Source organism: Bacillus cereus group sp. BfR-BA-01360, assembly GCF_022663595.1.
Classification (GTDB): Bacteria; Bacillota; Bacilli; order Bacillales; family Bacillaceae_G; genus Bacillus_A; species Bacillus_A cytotoxicus.
Map to the genome: position 1 here is coordinate 42,032 of NZ_JAKUFV010000011.1, position 17,375 is coordinate 59,406.

The following is a 17,375-nucleotide window of genomic DNA, read 5'->3' on the forward strand; positions in this document are numbered from 1 at the left end:
AAAATAGACCGAACGGTCGGTTTATAAGGAGGTTCAAATGAAAAATTTATTTAGTAATCGCGCTTTTTTATTAGTCACGATATCCGATATTTTGCAACAACTTGCTATTTGGATAAGAAATATGGCACTTTTATATTTTGTTATGGAAAGGACGAACAACGATCCTATCTCAGTTTCATTATTATCGGTTATGGAGTATGCACCTATTTTTATTTTTTCATTTGTCGGCGGTGCACTAGCTGATCGGTGGAATCCGAACCGAACAATGGTAGCTGGCGATATGTTAAGTGTATGTTCCATTATAGGTATTATTGTATTGTTAAAAATGGATTATTGGCAGGCCATATTTTTTGCAACGCTTGTCTCAGCGATTGTTGGACAATTTTCTCAGCCTTCATCATCAAAAATTTTTAAGCGTTATGTAGAAGAAAAATATGTTTCAAATGCGATTGCATTCAATCAAACGTTACAGTCATTGTTTCTCATTTTTGGTCCAGTTATAGGGTCTGTTGTTTATACACAATTAGGGGTGTTTACAGCGTTATATAGCTTAATTGGACTCTTTTTGTTATCTGCCCTGGCATTGTCCTTTTTACCAATATGGATTGAAAAAGAGGAAAAAGTAGAGCGTACATTAGGAAGCGATATAAAAGAAGGGTGGAAATTCGTTCTTCAAACGAAAAATGTAAGCATGATTACAGTTGCTTTTGCGATTATCGGTTTAGCGGTTGGATTAACGAATCCATTAGAAGTTTTTCTCGTTATTGAACGATTAGGATTAAATAAGGAAGCTGTTCAATATTTAGCAGTTGCCGATGGAATAGGAATGCTAATTGGAGGTGGTATTGCTGCTATATTTGCTTCCAAGGTACATCCGAAGAAAATGTTTGTGTTTGGTATGTTTGTATTAGCTCTATCATTTCTCGTAGAGGGAGTATCAACATCATTTTGGTTGACTAGCTTCATGAGGTTTGGAACGGGCATTTGTTTAGCTTGTGTTAATATTGTTGTTGGCACACTTATGATTCAGCTTGTACCAGAAAATATGGTTGGGCGTGTAAATGGTACCATTCTTCCAATTTTTATGGGAGCTATGCTAATGGGGAATGCATTTGCTGGAGGAGTGAAAGAAGTGACTTCAATCATCGTTGTCTTTTGTATAGCAATGCTACTTAGTTTAATGGCAATTTTACCTATTTTACGTATGAATATAGGTAGTGCGAAAGTGACAAATCAAATGGAAAGTACAAAGCAAAATGGTGTTAAAAGCTTTAAATAAAAAGGGGGGGATTTACACCCTTTTTATTTAGAACTTTTCGATAACTATATAGACAAAGGATATATTGATATTACAATGATAATTTGTAGACTAGGAGAAAGAATGGAAAAGTTAAATTTACAACTTGTATATGAAATACAATATTCGGAGCAGTAGCTAAAAAGTATAGAGATTGATATACTTCCGCTAAGTTAACATTAATTTACTTATTAGTACCACTCCTAGGTTCTTTAAAAAAGTTAGATGCAATGCAACAAACTATTCCAGTAATTAGAATACTATATTTCACCATTTTACTTGTATGCTCAAATAAATTAATTCCATTAAGCATTACAAGTCCCCAAAACACTTGAGTCGCTCCAAAACCTAATAATATTCTTCCTGTTTGAGAAAATTTTCTCACAGTCTCCCAGTTTCCTGATATATGTAAATTGCATCGTGAAAACTAAAAATGAATGATTAAAAATAAACTTTCTGCAAGTTTATGGGTTATTGGTATGCAATTGTATGAGTTAAGTCGCAGCTTGTTGAAGATTAGGAACGGATCAGCAGTAAGAGAAAAAATAAAGTTAGTGTAGTATGTTTGTAGTAGAAGTAAGTTTAGTGGTGCTTGTGTTTATATGATTGACGTGCAAATGCATTTGTTTCATTTTGCTTTTTACAGGCGCATCGTTCGTTTTAAACAAACGTTTGATTAGTTCGTTTGCACATAGCGTAGAATGAGTCATATTGTGAAATGGAGAAGAAACAGAAAGTGAAAAATAAAAGAAAGCTAGCATTCTGTTTTTATAGCTGCAAGATGAGTTTTCGTTATTAAACTTGCTGTTAAAATTGGAATGATTCATACGCTTCGAACGTGGTTCGAAAGTATATTTTCAAACTAAAAAATGCCACTTTCTATAAAATGGCACTTTTTTCATTATAATGTTTCTAATTTTGGCGTTGGTGGTGTAACGGAAGTAGTGTGTTCAGGTACGCGTGTTAGTATGAAGCCCCCTAGAATAAATAAAACCGTAATACTTAATACACCTGTATTTGTTTTTCCGGTTAATTGGGTTGTAACACCGACGAGTACGGGACCGATAATTGCAGCAAATTTACCAAAAATGTTATAAAATCCAAAGAACTCATTTGCGGCGTCTTTCGGTACTAATTTAGCAAAATAGGAACGGCTTAATGCTTGAATTCCTCCTTGAGAAGTTGCGACAAGCATAGCAAGAATCCAAAAGTCTAACGTTGTTTTTAGAAAATAAGCATATATGCAAATGCTAATATAGATGATGATGCCGACATATAACATTTTTCTTCCTGTAAACATTGCAGAGAGTTTTCCGTATAGTAAAGCGAATGGACAAGCTACAATTTGTGTGACAAATAAAATGATAAGGAGATTTGTTGCACTAATACCAAGATCTGTTCCATAAGCTGTCGACATAGTAATAATCGTATCCACTCCATCGATATAGAAAAAGTAAGCGAGTAGGAATATAAAGACGGTTCGATATTGTTTTATGTTTTTAAAAGTATTTGTTAAACGCTTAAAACTCATAACAATTGGTTTTGATTCTCTTTCAATATAGTGTCTTTGTTCTACATTCTTTAGCATGGGAATTGTAAATAGTCCCCACCAAAGAGCTGTAATCGCAAAAGAAATTTGACTCGCTATGCCTGCTGATAAGGGAATGATTCCTTTTTGTGATAACATAATAAGAGCAATACAACCGATAAAGGGGATGGTGCTTCCGATATAGCCTAGTGCAAATCCGCGCGTTGAAATTTGGTCCATTCGCTCTTCTGATGTAACATCGACTAAAAATGCATCATAAAAGATATTTGCACCAGCAAATCCGATTAAAGCGAACATATAACAAATGAGTAATAGATACCATTGTGAAGTAGGAACGATAGCTAGCATACTTGTAAATAGAATGCCCAGACTGAAAAAGAAGATGAAAAAGCGCTTCTTAAATCCTTTATAATCGGCAACGGTGCCAAGTATTGGCGCAAGTATAGAAATGAGGAGTGTAGAGATAGAGTTTGCATATCCCCAAAATGCTGTTGAAGTTGCACCGGATAAACCAGCTTCTTTTGCCGCAGATTTAAAGTAAATAGGAAAGAGTGCGGTTGTAATGACAAGTGAATATACTGAATTGGCCCAGTCATACAATATCCAGCTTTTTTCTTGCCTAGATATTTTTTTCATAAAGTGTTCCTCCTTAGTATGTTCTAATAGTAGTGTACAAAAACATAACAGATAAAAAGAGAAACAGAGATGAATTTTACATAATTTTTACATATACACATTTTTCTTTACAATTGTAGTAAATCCTCTATTACAGTTCCATCCGTTTTGCCAAGGTGTAATCCAAGTAAGCGTGCAATGGTAGGGCCCTCATCAATAAGTCGCATATATGGAATGACAACTCCTTGTCGAATTCCTTTTCCACCCGCTATAAAGATTGTTTCATAGTTTGGTTTTGTAGGAGAATAACCATGTGTACCGAATGTATACTTTTTATTAGAAATTACATCGTTCTTTGTAATTTCTTTTATAAAATCTCCGGTGTAACTTTCAGTGAAATAATAACCTTCCTGAGCTTCTAGCATAAAAAGACAATTGCCATCAGCGCCATATTCTTTTGCCGCTTCATCATGAAGAATAAATTCAATTCCATTTTGTTTATTTTGAAGAAGGGTCTCAAGAAGATGTTGAACAGTTTGAATCGTTTGTATATCATTTTTATCTTTTACATACACGTAAGCTGAACCGTCACAACTTTGACAATATGCTTTCCAATGTGTGAGTTTGCCCCTTTGATTAATAGAAATGAGTCCTTTTTGATGAAAGAGAACGTTTAATTGAATTGCTTTACTTTCATTTAGAGCACTGTGATCACCGAGTGCGATAATGGTACTTTCTTCGTATATCCCACTTGCTTGTAAAGCCTTTGTTATTTTTCCTAACCGCTCATCGTGCCGTTTGATAGCCGCCTCTGTTTCAGGAGAACGAAATCCGTGATAATGGCGTTGCGTGTCTAAATCTGTAAAATGGACAAACATCACATTAGGTTTTTTCGTTTGAATCGTATAAACAGCGGAAGCAAGAACGAAATCATCGAGTTCTGGTTGCGATAATCCTTTTCTAATATGACCAAAACGATGGTTAAGTTCGAGCTGATAAAGCAGACTGCCGCTAAATAATGAAACTAAAATTTGATTTTGCCATGGTCTATTTGGAAAGATTTCTGGTAGGTTATAGTCTATTTTCGCTCTTCCCGTAACGGGCCATAGAAGTGCTGCTGTCGTTAAATTTGCTTTTCGTGCTTCGTCATATAATGTTGTTCCTTTAATGGAACGCCGATACCAATGCCAATCTGGTGATTCTCGCCCTGGTTGAAGTAAAGTATTGCACACAACGCCATGTTTACTAGGATAGTTGCCAGTTACAATCGTAGCGTGGCTTGGGTATGTTAACGAAGGATAAATTGTTTCCACCTTTTTGGCGATTGCTCCTCGCTGCATAAGAGATTGAAAATGGGGAAGCTCTTGTAATATAGGAAAATCTAAGGCTGATAAACAATCGAAAGATAAAATGATGACATGATTCGTTACTGCTGTATTCATTATCGTGTACACCTCCTCAAGATTTCATTTGTTTTTATACTCCTATTAAAAGGAGATTACAAAGATGGTATGAACAAATTCAAATATTTACTTTCAGAAAAATCAAACATAAAATAAGGATACGAAAGTAAATGAAAGGAGGAATGAAATGGATGGATTTGAAGTCTTTTATATCATTGGAGCGATGACCATTGTTATCGTATTTACTGTTTCGTTTTTGTTAAAAAAATTGTTTCCAGCAAAATCATTTGATATTATATTTGCACTTGTCGTAATCCTTCTTTGCATAGCTTTTTTGTTAGTCACAATTTTCGTTATTGGTAGTTGGGAAGGACTGGGATATGGTATAGCATGTTTCTTTATATTATTGGGAACACTTATTGGTATGATTGCTCATCAATTTTTTAAGCTTTTTCGAAATACATCTGTATAGATTAAGTATAAACGTAGAAGAGAATGAAAAGAATATAAAAAATTAAGAAAATTAACTATTGTTTTAAAAAATAATTTATATTATGATGATAGGAAAATTTATCTTGTTATAACGATGAAAAAGGACTAGTACATATCTCATCTTTTTCTCAGAGAGGGAATCCATTGGCTGAAAGATTCTTAAAAAGGCGATATGGAACCTACCTTTGCGTTCTGCATATGCGGCGGGAAATTCCCGTTATCAAAAAAGAGAGCATGTACAACTTTTGTGCATGAATCAGGGTGGTAACGCCGGCAAAAGCTCGGTCCCTATTTCGGGACGCGGGCTTTTTTTATGTTTTAAAGGAGGGGAAAATATGAAAAAAGAACAAGTGCAAGCCATTACAAAGATGGAGGAAGATTTTGCTCAGTGGTATACCGATATTGTGAAGAAAGCAGAACTGGTTGATTATTCAAGTGTAAAAGGTTGTATGATTTTACGTCCATATGGATATGCATTATGGGAGAATATACAAAAAGTGCTGGATGAAAAATTAAAAGCATCCGGTCATGAAAATGTGTATATGCCAATGTTTATTCCAGAAAACTTACTTCAAAAAGAAAAGGATCATGTGGAAGGCTTTGCACCTGAAGTAGCATGGGTTACACATGGAGGAGATGAGAAGTTAGGGGAAAGACTTTGTGTGCGTCCAACATCTGAAACATTATTTTGTGAGCATTTTTCAAAAATTGTTCAGTCTTATAATGATTTACCTAAATTATATAATCAGTGGTGTTCAGTTGTCCGTTGGGAAAAAACGACGAGACCATTTCTTCGCACAACTGAATTTTTATGGCAAGAAGGTCATACAATTCATGAAACGGCAGAGGAATCGCAAAGGGAAACTTTAAATATTTTGAATGTATATGCTTCATTTTGTGAAGAGTATTTAGCAATTCCAGTCATTAAAGGGAAGAAAACGGAAAAGGAAAAATTTGCAGGAGCAAAAGCGACGTATACAATTGAAAGTTTAATGCACGATGGGAAAGCACTTCAAACAGGAACATCTCATAATTTTGGTACAAATTTCTCTGAAGCATTTGAGATTAAATATTTAGATCGGAATGGAAAATGGCAATATGTACATCAAACATCTTGGGGCGTATCCACAAGAATGATTGGGGGGCTTATTATGGTTCATAGTGATAATAATGGACTTGTTATACCGCCAAAAGTTGCACCAGTGCAGGTGATGATTGTGCCAATTGCTCAGCATAAAGAAGGGATATTGGAAAAAGTAGCAGAGTTAAAAGAGCGAATTCAACAAGTTGCACGTGTAAGAATAGATGCGAGTAGTAAAACACCAGGATGGAAGTTTAATGAGTATGAAATGAAAGGTGTGCCAATTCGTTTAGAAGTTGGTCCAAAAGATATCGAAAAAAATCAAGTAGTACTTGTTAGACGAGATACGAAGGAGAAAGAATGTGTATCAATGGATCAATTAGAAGAGCGGATTGTATTGGTACTTAATGAAATTCATAATTTCTTATTTCAGAAAGCAAAGGCATTTCGTAATGCAAACACATACAGCGTTACAAGTTTTGATGAAATGAAGCAAGTAGCTAATGCAAAGCAAGGGTTTATTAAAGCGATGTGGTGCGGCGACCTTACATGTGAAGAGAAATTAAAAGAAGAGGTAGGCGTGACATCGCGTTGCATACCATTTGAACAAGAGCAGTTAGCGGAAGAATGTGTATGCTGTAACAAAAAAGCGAACAATTTAGTCTATTGGGGAAAAGCATATTAATGTATGTGACTTAGTCTGGAAAAGGATCTTACGTGTAGAATGAAGATCCTTTTTTTATATGAATTTCGATTCGTTATAATTAAGTATAGAAAAGTAAGGGTACTGGGAGATGAAAGAAAATGAAACATTATATTGCAGTTGATATTGGTGGTACACAAATGAAATATGGAGTGGTGTCAGAAGAGGGAACCGTGCTAGTACATCATGCAGTTCCGACAGAAATCCATTTAGGTGGGGAGCAGATTGTTCAAAAAATGATTCATTTATCTCATCATTTAATGAAACTTCACGATATCTCTGGCATCGGCATTAGTACAGCTGGAATTGTCGATATTCATAAAGGAATCATAACAGGCGGAATAGATCATATACCAAATTATGCGGGCATTCCAATTATTGAGAGATTACAAAATATATTGAATGTCCCTGTATCTATAGAGAATGATGTAAATTGTGCAGCATTAGGAGAAAAATGGAAGGGAGTCGGACAGCAAAGAGCAAACTTTATTATGCTTACGCTAGGTACAGGAATTGGTGGTGCAATTATCATTGGTGAGAAATTGTATCGTGGTCATTCATTTAGTGCGGGCGAATGGGGGAATATGCGAATAGAAGGGGAAAAATTTGAAGAAGTTGCATCTATTTCAGGATTAATTCGCCTTGTAAAGCAATATAAAAGTGGCGGTCAGTGGGATGGGAAAAGAATCTTTGAACTATACGATAAGAAGGATAAAGAAGCAACGCAAGCTGTTCAAAAATTCTTTCAGCATTTAGCGATTGGAATTAGTAACCTTGCTTACATTTTTAACCCAGAAGCAATCATTATTGGGGGAGGGATTACCGCAAGAGGGAACGTCTTTTTAGAAGAAGTGAAAAAAGAAGTAAAAGAATACTTGAATAGAGAGAGTTATGAAAACTGTGAGATTGAGCTTGCGCAACATGGTAATCATGCTGGAATGATTGGAGCAATTTACCATTTATTACATCCATCTAAATAAATAATACAAATGTTTTCATAATAATTGAAAATTTATTCTTTTTTTCAATCGACAAGAAATGCTACAATATAAGAGAAGAATACAATATTTTCCCTTTTCGGGAGAATATCTTGTAGAAAGGAAGAAACTTCATGCCTATTATTTTAGAAAAAGGACAGAAGATTGATTTAACGAAGGGACAACCAAAAGTAGCAAAACTACAGGTTGGTTTAGGATGGGATCCTGTGGGACAATCAGGTGGATTTCTCTCTTCCTTATTTGGCAGTAAACCAAACATCGATTGTGATGCATCAGTAGTTATGCTAGAAAACGATCGTTTTGTGAATAAGAATGATCTCGTTTATTTTGGGAATAAGCTTTCTGCTTGTGGGAGTATTATTCATTCAGGTGATAATTTAACAGGTGAAGGAGAAGGCGATGACGAAACAATTTTCGTAGAATTGCATAAAGTTCCAAGTCGTATTAATCGTTTAGTGTTTGTTGTAAACATTTATGATTGTGTGAATCGTCGTCAAGACTTTGGAATGATTCAGAATGCGTATATTCGTATTCAAAATCCGCAAACGCGTGAAGAATTAGCACGTTACAATTTATCTGAAAATTACGGTGGGAAAACGACATTAATTGCAGGTGAAATGTATCGATACGGAAATGAGTGGAAGTTCTCTGCGGTTGGGGAAGGCACACAAGATAAAAATTTAAGTGAGATTGTATCTCGTTATCAGTAATTGAGTTTAAGGAGGAAGAATAAATGGCATCTATTTCATTAAAAAAAGGACAAAAGGTTGATTTAACAAAAACAAATCCAGGATTATCTAAAGTACTTGTAGGTCTTGGATGGGACACAAATCGTTATGATGGACAACATGATTTTGATTTAGATGTTAGCGTTTTTCTAGTAGGGGCAAATGGAAAAGTTTCCGGAGCGGAAGACTTTGTATTCTATAACAATCCAAAGGGCGCAAATGGTTCCGTACAACATTTAGGAGATAATCGTACAGGCGAAGGAGACGGCGATGATGAAGTAATTAAAGTAGATTTAAAGAATGTTCCTGCAAGTATTGAGCGCATTTGCTTTACAATTACTATTTATGAAGGAGAAGGTCGCAACCAAAACTTTGGACAAGTATCTAACTCTTTCGTACGCATTATAGATGAAGAAAAGAACGCTGAATTAATCCGCTATGACTTAGGAGAAGATTTCTCGATTGAGACAGCGGTTGTTGTTGGCGAGTTATATCGTCATGCTGGCGAATGGAAGTTTAATGCGATAGGAAGTGGATTCCAAGGTGGATTAGGTGCATTATGTAATAACTTTGGATTAGATGTAGAGTAATTAGGTTCATATATATAGAATGACAATAGAGGTGAAGATAGATGGCGATCCAGTTGCAAAAGGGACAGAAAATCGATTTGAGTAAGACAAGCCCTGGTCTAAAAAAAGCAATAATCGGCCTTGGGTGGGATATTAAGGCGTATGATGGTGGATCTGATTATGATTTAGATGCATCAGCCTTTTTACTAGATGCACATGGAAAATGTACGAAAGAAACAGATTTTATTTTCTATAACAACTTGCAGTCTCCTTGTGGATCTGTTTTACATACAGGTGACAACCGTACAGGTGAAGGAGAAGGCGATGATGAGCAACTTATTGTAGACTTAACAAAAGTTCCAGAGGATGTTCAAAAAATAGCTTTTACAGTTACAATTTATGATGCGGAAAGTCGGAATCAAAACTTTGGACAAGTCGCAAATGCGTTTGTTCGTTTAGTAAATGAAGAAACAAATGAAGAAATTTTACGTTTTGATTTAGGAGAAGATTTTTCCATTGAAACAGCAGTTGTTTTTTGTGAATTATATCGTCATAATGGACAATGGAAGTTTAATGCGGTAGGAAGTGGATTCCAAGGGGGATTAGGTGCGCTTGTAAGAGCGTATGGCTTGGATGCATAAGAAGGAAACGAACTTCGTTTCCTTCTTTTTGCCCTTTCTATAAATCTAGCAAAGAATAGGGGATAATGGTAAGATGAGCGTTTTACAAGGAATCCTTGATACGTATGCCCAATTTTTTGATTTGGACATGTGGATTAGAGTATTACAAGATCCAGTGTCTTGGGGCTTAATTGGTACACTTGTTGTACTTGAAGGATTATTATCTGCTGATAATGCACTTGTGTTAGCTGTAATGGTAAAACACTTGCCGGAAAAGAAGCGTAAAAAAGCATTATTTTATGGTTTAATTGGTGCATATGTGTTCCGATTTATTGCAATTGGAATCGGGATGTTCTTAATTAAATTATGGTGGGTGAAAGTACTTGGAGCCCTTTACCTTGCATGGCTTTCTATCAAGTACTTTATTGACAAACGCAAAGGTGAGAGTGAAGAAGAAGAAGCTCATGGTATGAACCAAAATAGCGTTCTCTTTAGAATATTTGGTGTATTCTGGGGAACAGTTGTCATGGTTGAGCTTATGGATATTGCATTTTCAGTAGATAGCGTTCTTGCAGCTTTTGGTGTATCCAATGAAGTTTGGATTCTATTATTAGGTGGAATGCTGGGTATTTTAATGATGCGTGGTATTGCAGGCGTATTTTTAAGATTATTAGAACGTGTTTCTGAACTTGAATCGACAGCGTATATTTTAATTTTAATTATTGCAGCGAAGATGTTACTATCTGTGATTCATATTGAAGTACCGCACTGGTTATTCTTTATGATTTTAGTGATCGCATTTAGTGCAACATTTATTTTGCATTATATGCGAAAAGGACAAGCCAGAGAGGAAGTTGCGGCTACGAAGGAAGACGATAAATAATTGACTTGGGTTTGCTCGTTATACGAGCGCCCATTTTTTATAATTAAAAATGGTATAATAAAGAAATAAATGAATCTTTTTTAACAGCAAATGTTTTTGGAGGTGAACCTTCGTGTTTTCGCGTTTTACACTTCATCCACACCCTTTAAAAGAAGAAGCTCATTTACAGCTATTCGAAACAATTTTAGAAAAACGTCCGCAATATGAGTTAACAGAAAATGAAATGAGATTTAGCTATATAGCCTGTCGTATTCTTGGAGTTCCTAATGATGTCGATGAGTATTTTAATGAATTATATGATTATAGTGAAACAAAAGGAATTCATGTATTGTATGAACAAAATTTAGATAAAGTCATTGATTCTGAAAAACTTCGTCAGATTCAAGAGATATTTGCTGTGCATCAAGAAGCGCCAAATGGTCTTACTGTGAATCGGCTTGTTGCACACTTATCGGGGAAACAATTGTTACCAAAAGTAGAGAATCCAGATTTACAGTACTATATACATAGTACTTTTATTTCTATATTGAAATTATATGAGAAGCAACATAATCAATCATTAAAAACAGAAGGATTTCGTCGCTTCTTAATTGATATAATCAAATTAAGTGAGAATTATATAGCTAAGTGGTTCTCTACAATTCACTATAAAAAACAAATGCCACGTATTATTTGGTATGGTGATGCAAAAGAGAGCCGCATCTACTTTTTATATTTTCTTATTATGCTTGGATGTGACGTTTTATATTATCATCCAGAAGGAAAAGATGTTTTGGAAAGTATTGATGAAGAGGGGCGAACTTTTGTATTCTCTCACCCAGGACGCATTTCATTGGAGCCATTTCCAGACCGCCGCCGTGAGCGCGTTGCAACAGTGGCATATCAAGCATCGAAGGAAATTGAACAAGTGCTTCATCATGATAATTCACTCTTATATAAACCGTGGCAATTCCGCATGTATACACCCGTAGCACGTACACTCAAGACAACATACGATGAACTTTTCATTCTTACAAAAGAAAAGGCATTTGTCCGCCCGACATTTTTTGTAGAGAATAAACATATTTATATTCCTTCTCTATTTGCGAAAATATCAGGGGTTTCCAAAAGTGAAAAAGAATATTTTCAGCGATTAAAAGCTGTTACATCGTTTGATAATAGTCTATTAATTAATAGATTTCCATTTACAAAAGAACAAAAAGCTAACTTTCAATTTCATTATCGAGATGCATTAGATCGAGCCGGGAAATTACATCCAGATCAAATTATGAATAGTCATTGGTGGCCACATAAGCGCCTGCCTGAAGGACTGCAACATGGTATCGCAGAAGCTATTATTCATACATGCGAAAGCGATCTATTTAAACCAATTGGAAAAGAAACAAAACAAGATGTTGCATTATATGTTTTTGCGCAACTTTCTCAAATTCCACCTCATATTTTAGAACTTCTTGAGAAATTCGATTATTCACAAGAGGTGCCAAAAATTGTTATATTTAACAATGAGAAGAGTGGGGAATTAACACGTTCTGACGCAGCGTTATTGTTATTTTTAAACCAAATTGGGATTGATGTACTACACTTCAATCCAACAGGAAGAAATGATATTGAGCCCTATATTGCAGAAGCAGCATTTGATTCCCATTGGCTTGAGGAAGTGAATTTCAATCTTGAATTTCATGGTGCATCAGCTTATAAGAATTTATCTCAAACAATTAAAGGGCTATTTCGTCCATTTTTATAAGGAAAAGGAGAAATGTATATGAAGAATCCAGTTATACTTGATTCTAAAACAGAATTAACGGAACAAACGGCACAAGATGTGCGCATGCAACTTAGACAGGATCCAGAAGTTCAACGAATTTATAATGCCATTGATATTAAAGATCAGCTGGAATTAATTGAGCTTGGTAAAGAGCCTTCAATGGAAATTTCTCGCTTTGCCGATCAAATTTTACATACAATGTCATTAGCGAAGGTCGAAGATTCCGGTGATTTACTGAAACAACTTGGTAAAATTATGGATAAATTTGATAGTAAAGATTTTGCGGAAGAAAAAGGTGGATTTTTCTCTCGTATGTTTAAAAAAGCAGATAAATTGATTGAACAAATCTTTAGTAAATATCAAACAATGGGGCGCGAAATTGACAAAGTATATGTGGAAATTACGAAATATCAAGATGAAATGAAAAAATCAATCGGTACGCTAGACGGTTTATATGATCAAAATTTAAAGTACTATTTAGACTTAGAGAAGTACGTGGTCGCAGGCGAAATGTTGTTAGAACGTTTAAATACAGAATTAATTCCTATGTATAAAGAACGGGTGCAAAATAACGACCAATTAGCAGGAATCGAGTTAGAATCTCTTAGAAACTCTGTTGAAATTTTAGAGCAGCGTATCGATGATTTGGAAAAAGCTCGTATGGTTGCATTGTTAACAGCACCACAAATTCGGATGATTCAACGTGGTAATAATAAATTAATTGGGAAAATCAATACAGCCTTCATTACTACAATCCCAATCTTCAAAAATGGAATTATTCAAGCTGTAAATGCAAAGCGTCAAAAACTAGTTGCGGATTCAATGGCCGAATTGGATCGTCGTACAAATGAGCTTCTTAAGAAAAATGCCCAAAATATTGCAACACAAAGTGTAGAGGTTGCGAGGTTATCTGGGTCTTCGAGTATTAAAATGGAGACGTTAGAAGAAACTTGGAATATTATTTCAAGGGGCATGCAAGAAACACGGCAAATTGAAGAACAAAATAAGCGGGAACGTGAAGAAGGGCGTAAGCGTATGGCTGAGCTTACAGAGAATATTAAAAAAGAATTGCGAGGATAAACAAAAAGCGATGAGAAACTTAACTCATCGCTTTTTCACTTTTCTTGAATAATTTTATTACTTCGTTAACGATAAGAGGAATCATGCTTAGAAAAAGTACAAATCCCCAATCTTTTAATGTTAAAGGGTGTACGCCAAATAGATTTGCAAGAGGTGAAATAGAGATGATACACACTTGCATAGCGACACCGATTAGCAGTGAGAAAACTAAATATTTATTTGTAAAGAGTCCAATTGAAAAAATAGATTTCGTACGTGATCGCAAGTTAAATGAATGAACAAGTTGAGAAAAACTTAATACAACAAAAGCCATTGTTTGTGCATGCAATAAAGCATCTTCATGAATATAAGCTGGAAAAAGATTTGTATCACCTGTATAGAGCTTTGTACCAACAATAAAGGCGATTAAAGTCATCATTCCAATTACCATACCATTTAGAACAAGAAAAGGGATGCTTCCGCTAAATAAACTTTCTTTTGCTCTGCGAGGTTTCTCTTTCATTACTTCAAGGTCTTCAGGATCAACACCGAGCGATAAAGCAGGAAGTGTATCAGTGATTAAATTGACCCAAAGAATATGAATAGGACGCAGCGGTATCGCCCATCCAAGTAATATAGCTAAAAAAAGTGCAATAATTTCCCCGAAGTTACAAGAAAGAAGAAAAAGAATTGCTTTTTTTATGTTGCAATAAATGTTTCGGCCTTCTTCAACGGCTTTCACAATGGAAGAAAAAATATCGTCTGTTAATACCATATCAGCTGCGCCTTTAGCAACATCTGTTCCTGTGATTCCCATTGCCACCCTTTAAAGAAGGAGCGTCATTTACACCGTCACCAGTCATAGAGACGATATTTCCTTTTGCACGCAGAGCTTTAACAATTTTTACTTTATGTTCTGGAGAGACGCGGGCAAAAGCATGTAAATGAGGTATTTTATTATAAGCACCTTCAGTAAAAAAACATGTAGTGATATGCGTGAGGAAATAATCTACGATGAGGTTCTATCTTCATTGTATCGTACTTTGGCTTTGGGGGATGCGGAATAAAGTGATTTCATGAATTTGTTGGAATTCTATAAAATAAGCTGTGAAGAAATATTCTTCACAGCTTGTCTTCGCTATTTTTTCATTAATGTACCTAATTCTTCTGTAATAGCTTGCATTTCACTAATACTGAATGTTTCACGTTTCATAACATGATCGTAAATGTCGCGTAAATCTTCGTACATATCTTCGTCAAAGTTCGCAGCTTTCATGGCACCTGCATTGACCATACGTAATTTTTCTTTAATGGCTTCTACCATATGTTCAACATTTTCTTGTGACTTTACGGATAAATCCACCGAAGTGTCCCCCTTTAAAATAACATAAGATTATCTTAACATTTTTTATCATTTTCGTTAATGAAACTTTTCAATCCTATTAAATTAGTAGGAATTTCCTTTATAATTAATCATTGGTTGTTTATACTATATGTATATAAGAAAGCAACAAGAAGGGAAGAACAAATGTGATTCAAGTATTGTTTGTTTGTCTTGGAAACATTTGTCGGTCACCTATGGCAGAGGCGATTTTTAGAAAACTTGTTAGAAACGAAGGGTTAGAAAATGAGATTCAAATTGATTCTGCTGGGACAGGAGATTGGCATATTGGACAGCCGCCTCATAAAGGAACGCAAAAAATTTTAACAGAAAATGAAGTCTCTTTTGAAGGAATTAAAGCACGTCAAATAGAAAAAGAAGACTTAACAAAGTTTGATTATATTATTGCCATGGACAATAGGAATATAGTGGATTTAGAAAAAATCGGTAAATGTGGAGGCTATATTGGTAGACTGTCCGATTTTGTTCCAGATAGTGGCTGGACAGATGTTCCTGACCCTTATTTTACAGGGAACTTTCAAGAAGTATACGACCTTGTAACAGAAGGGTGCGCAAAGTTATTAACATTCATTCGCAATGAGCAAGGAATATGAGTAAGTTTAGAAAGACATACTTTCTAACATAAGAAAAAGAAAGGGTGAAGGAATATGGCAAAAAAGAATAATATAGCTCGAAATATTGCAATTGGGGTAGCAGCAGGTGTAGCAATTTCTATGTTAAAAAAAGAAAATCGTGAAAAGGTAAAACAAACAGCAGAAAAAGCAAAAACAAAGATGATTGAAATTGGTGAGAATGCGAAAATAAAAGAAAAAATGCAAACTGTTACAGATAAAGGGCGCGAGCTTGCTGATTTTAATGTAGTAAAAGCTAAAGTAGCAGAAATAAAGAAGTTAACGCCGACTGTTGTGGATACAATAAAGGAAACGAAAGAAATCTTTACTAAGAAAAAAATCCATTCAGAAGAGAAGCCGGAAACAATTGAAATTCAGGCTGCTCCTGTAAAAGCTAAAGAGTTAAAAGCGGAAGAAGAGCCAGTGGTAGCTCAAGACGGTGGTATGAAAGAAGCACGTGAGTTACTTATGAAGGACTCTCAGACAGAGGAAAAGAAAACAGAAGCATATGTGGAATTAAAAGAGAATAAAGAAGAGAAGAAAAGTGTTTAAGGACAAATGAAAAAAATTCTAGAAAAAGCAAGAGGAAATCGTGTCTATTCGTTTGGAAAAGATTTATATGATCGAACGATGCGAGATGATGTAGCGGGCTTAGCAGCACAGCTCGCTTATTTCTTCTTGCTTGCTATTTTTCCTGGGCTTGTTTTTGTAATCACGCTTCTTGGATTTATTGACCTTCAAACAGAGAATGTGCTCAACTTATTGGAGCCTTATGTGCCTGAAGAGGCAATGAACTTAATTGAAGTAAATGTAGATCAAGTAATAAATAATCAAAATGGTGGATTACTATCATTTGGTTTATTATCAATGCTATGGTTTGCTTCAAATGGTGTAAATGCAGTGATGAATGCATTTAATCGTGCTTATGATGTAAAGGAAACGCGCTCTTTCATTGTAACAAGAGCTTTGTCTATTGTATTTACACTGGCGATGATTTTTATGATCGTTTTCGCCTTAATTGTGCCTGTTTTTGGACAAGTAATTGGAGCCGCTGTGTTTAAAGTGCTCGGTTTATCAGAAAGTTTTTCTTTCGTATGGAGTATTATACGATTAGTAGCGAGCTTTTTAGTTTTATTCGCTTTATTTAGCTTCTTATATACATTTGCACCTGATCGCAAATTAAAAAGAAGAGAAGTTATATCCGGAGCATTATTTGCAACAGTTGGATGGATTGTCGTATCGTACTCATTTGCCTATTATGTAGACAAGTTTGCAAATTATGCCAATACATATGGTGGCCTTGGTGGTATTATCATTTTGATGTTGTGGTTCTATTTGACTGCTTGGGTCATTTTACTAGGTGGAGAAATTAATGGATTACTTTACTTTTACCGTACTAATGACAATAATTCCCGGAATGAAAAGTAGCCCCTTGTTCCATAATAAAAAGGAATAGGGGGGATTATGATGAGTAATAATAAAAAGAATCATAATAACAAAAATAATGGGAAACAAAAAAGTAGTTCACATCCGAAGCATAAAACGAGCGGTAGTGCGAATGGACAGAATGGTTACCATTAAAATAAACGGGTTCTCTCAG

The 17,375-nt window shown here is 35.2% G+C and carries 17 protein-coding genes, 1 pseudogene and 1 other annotated feature; of the genes and pseudogenes, 13 read left to right on the top strand and 5 right to left on the bottom strand.

The features are described from left to right. Positions 1-37 precede the first annotated feature (37 nt). A complete protein-coding gene (locus MR056_RS12080) occupies positions 38-1,279 on the top strand; it encodes an MFS transporter (RefSeq protein ID WP_087097633.1) in 1,242 nt (413 codons plus the stop codon). Positions 1,280-1,481: 202 nt separating this feature from the next. On the opposite strand, the gene MR056_RS12085 is transcribed toward MR056_RS12080, so the two are convergent. The 3 genes from MR056_RS12085 to MR056_RS12100 form a co-directional block, all read right to left on the bottom strand. Next, positions 1,482-1,682, bottom strand: coding sequence for a hypothetical protein (locus tag MR056_RS12085; RefSeq protein WP_087097636.1), 201 nt, complete (start codon positions 1,680-1,682; stop codon positions 1,482-1,484). A 516-nt stretch (positions 1,683-2,198) separates the two neighbouring features. Next, complete coding sequence (locus MR056_RS12095) at positions 2,199-3,482, bottom strand: MFS transporter (protein WP_087097638.1); 1,284 nt, start codon at positions 3,480-3,482, stop codon at positions 2,199-2,201. Positions 3,483-3,589: 107 nt separating this feature from the next. Then, positions 3,590-4,903: an alkaline phosphatase family protein gene (locus MR056_RS12100; protein WP_087097640.1), complete on the bottom strand. Its 1,314-nt coding sequence runs from the start codon at positions 4,901-4,903 to the stop codon at positions 3,590-3,592. 148 nt (positions 4,904-5,051) lie between these two features. On the opposite strand from MR056_RS12100, the gene MR056_RS12105 reads away from it, so the two are divergent. The 9 genes from MR056_RS12105 (at position 5,052) to MR056_RS12145 (ending at position 13,783) form a co-directional block, all read left to right on the top strand. After that, entirely contained in the window at positions 5,052-5,336 is a 285-nt protein-coding gene (locus MR056_RS12105; RefSeq protein WP_011983496.1) for a YesK-like family protein, read from the top strand. A gap of 105 nt (positions 5,337-5,441) precedes the next feature. Continuing rightward, positions 5,442-5,649 (top strand) — a binding site (T-box leader). A gap of 42 nt (positions 5,650-5,691) precedes the next feature. Then, a complete protein-coding gene (gene proS / locus MR056_RS12110) occupies positions 5,692-7,122 on the top strand; it encodes a proline--tRNA ligase (protein WP_087094406.1) in 1,431 nt (476 codons plus the stop codon). A 119-nt stretch (positions 7,123-7,241) separates the two neighbouring features. Next, positions 7,242-8,120: an ROK family protein gene (locus tag MR056_RS12115; RefSeq protein WP_087097641.1), complete on the top strand. Its 879-nt coding sequence runs from the start codon at positions 7,242-7,244 to the stop codon at positions 8,118-8,120. Between the two features lie 131 nt (positions 8,121-8,251). Further along, on the top strand, positions 8,252-8,848 hold the full coding sequence (locus tag MR056_RS12120) for a TerD family protein (RefSeq protein WP_087097643.1): 597 nt from the start codon (positions 8,252-8,254) through the stop codon (positions 8,846-8,848). Positions 8,849-8,871: 23 nt separating this feature from the next. Then, positions 8,872-9,456 carry a TerD family protein gene (locus tag MR056_RS12125; RefSeq protein ID WP_011983500.1) on the top strand — a complete coding sequence of 195 codons (585 nt, stop codon included), beginning with the start codon at positions 8,872-8,874 and terminating at the stop codon, positions 9,454-9,456. 41 nt (positions 9,457-9,497) lie between these two features. Then, on the top strand, positions 9,498-10,076 hold the full coding sequence (locus MR056_RS12130) for a TerD family protein (RefSeq protein ID WP_087097645.1): 579 nt from the start codon (positions 9,498-9,500) through the stop codon (positions 10,074-10,076). A gap of 73 nt (positions 10,077-10,149) precedes the next feature. Further along, entirely contained in the window at positions 10,150-10,938 is a 789-nt protein-coding gene (locus MR056_RS12135) for a TerC family protein (RefSeq protein ID WP_242136562.1), read from the top strand. A gap of 112 nt (positions 10,939-11,050) precedes the next feature. After that, positions 11,051-12,682: a YceG family protein gene (locus MR056_RS12140; RefSeq protein ID WP_011983503.1), complete on the top strand. Its 1,632-nt coding sequence runs from the start codon at positions 11,051-11,053 to the stop codon at positions 12,680-12,682. 18 nt (positions 12,683-12,700) lie between these two features. Next, positions 12,701-13,783 carry a toxic anion resistance protein gene (locus MR056_RS12145; protein ID WP_087097646.1) on the top strand — a complete coding sequence of 361 codons (1,083 nt, stop codon included), beginning with the start codon at positions 12,701-12,703 and terminating at the stop codon, positions 13,781-13,783. 19 nt (positions 13,784-13,802) lie between these two features. Here MR056_RS12145 and MR056_RS12150 read toward each other — a convergent pair. Beyond that, a pseudogene (locus MR056_RS12150) lies at positions 13,803-14,721 on the bottom strand (HAD-IC family P-type ATPase); the annotation flags it as partial. Between the two features lie 179 nt (positions 14,722-14,900). Beyond that, a complete protein-coding gene (locus MR056_RS12155) occupies positions 14,901-15,125 on the bottom strand; it encodes a DUF1128 domain-containing protein (protein WP_011983505.1) in 225 nt (74 codons plus the stop codon). 167 nt (positions 15,126-15,292) lie between these two features. Here MR056_RS12155 and MR056_RS12160 point away from each other — a divergent pair, with 167 nt between their 5' ends. Genes MR056_RS12160 through MR056_RS12170 form a run of 3 tightly spaced genes read left to right on the top strand, consistent with a single transcriptional unit; the run spans position 15,293 to position 17,203 of the window. Continuing rightward, the gene (locus tag MR056_RS12160) at positions 15,293-15,757 is read left to right on the top strand and encodes a low molecular weight protein-tyrosine-phosphatase (RefSeq protein WP_011983507.1); all 465 of its coding nucleotides are present in this window, start codon (positions 15,293-15,295) and stop codon (positions 15,755-15,757) included. A gap of 54 nt (positions 15,758-15,811) precedes the next feature. After that, on the top strand, positions 15,812-16,327 hold the full coding sequence (locus MR056_RS12165) for a DUF4075 domain-containing protein (RefSeq protein WP_011983508.1): 516 nt from the start codon (positions 15,812-15,814) through the stop codon (positions 16,325-16,327). A gap of 6 nt (positions 16,328-16,333) precedes the next feature. Further along, positions 16,334-17,203 carry a YihY/virulence factor BrkB family protein gene (locus tag MR056_RS12170; RefSeq protein WP_011983509.1) on the top strand — a complete coding sequence of 290 codons (870 nt, stop codon included), beginning with the start codon at positions 16,334-16,336 and terminating at the stop codon, positions 17,201-17,203. Positions 17,204-17,375 lie beyond the last annotated feature (172 nt).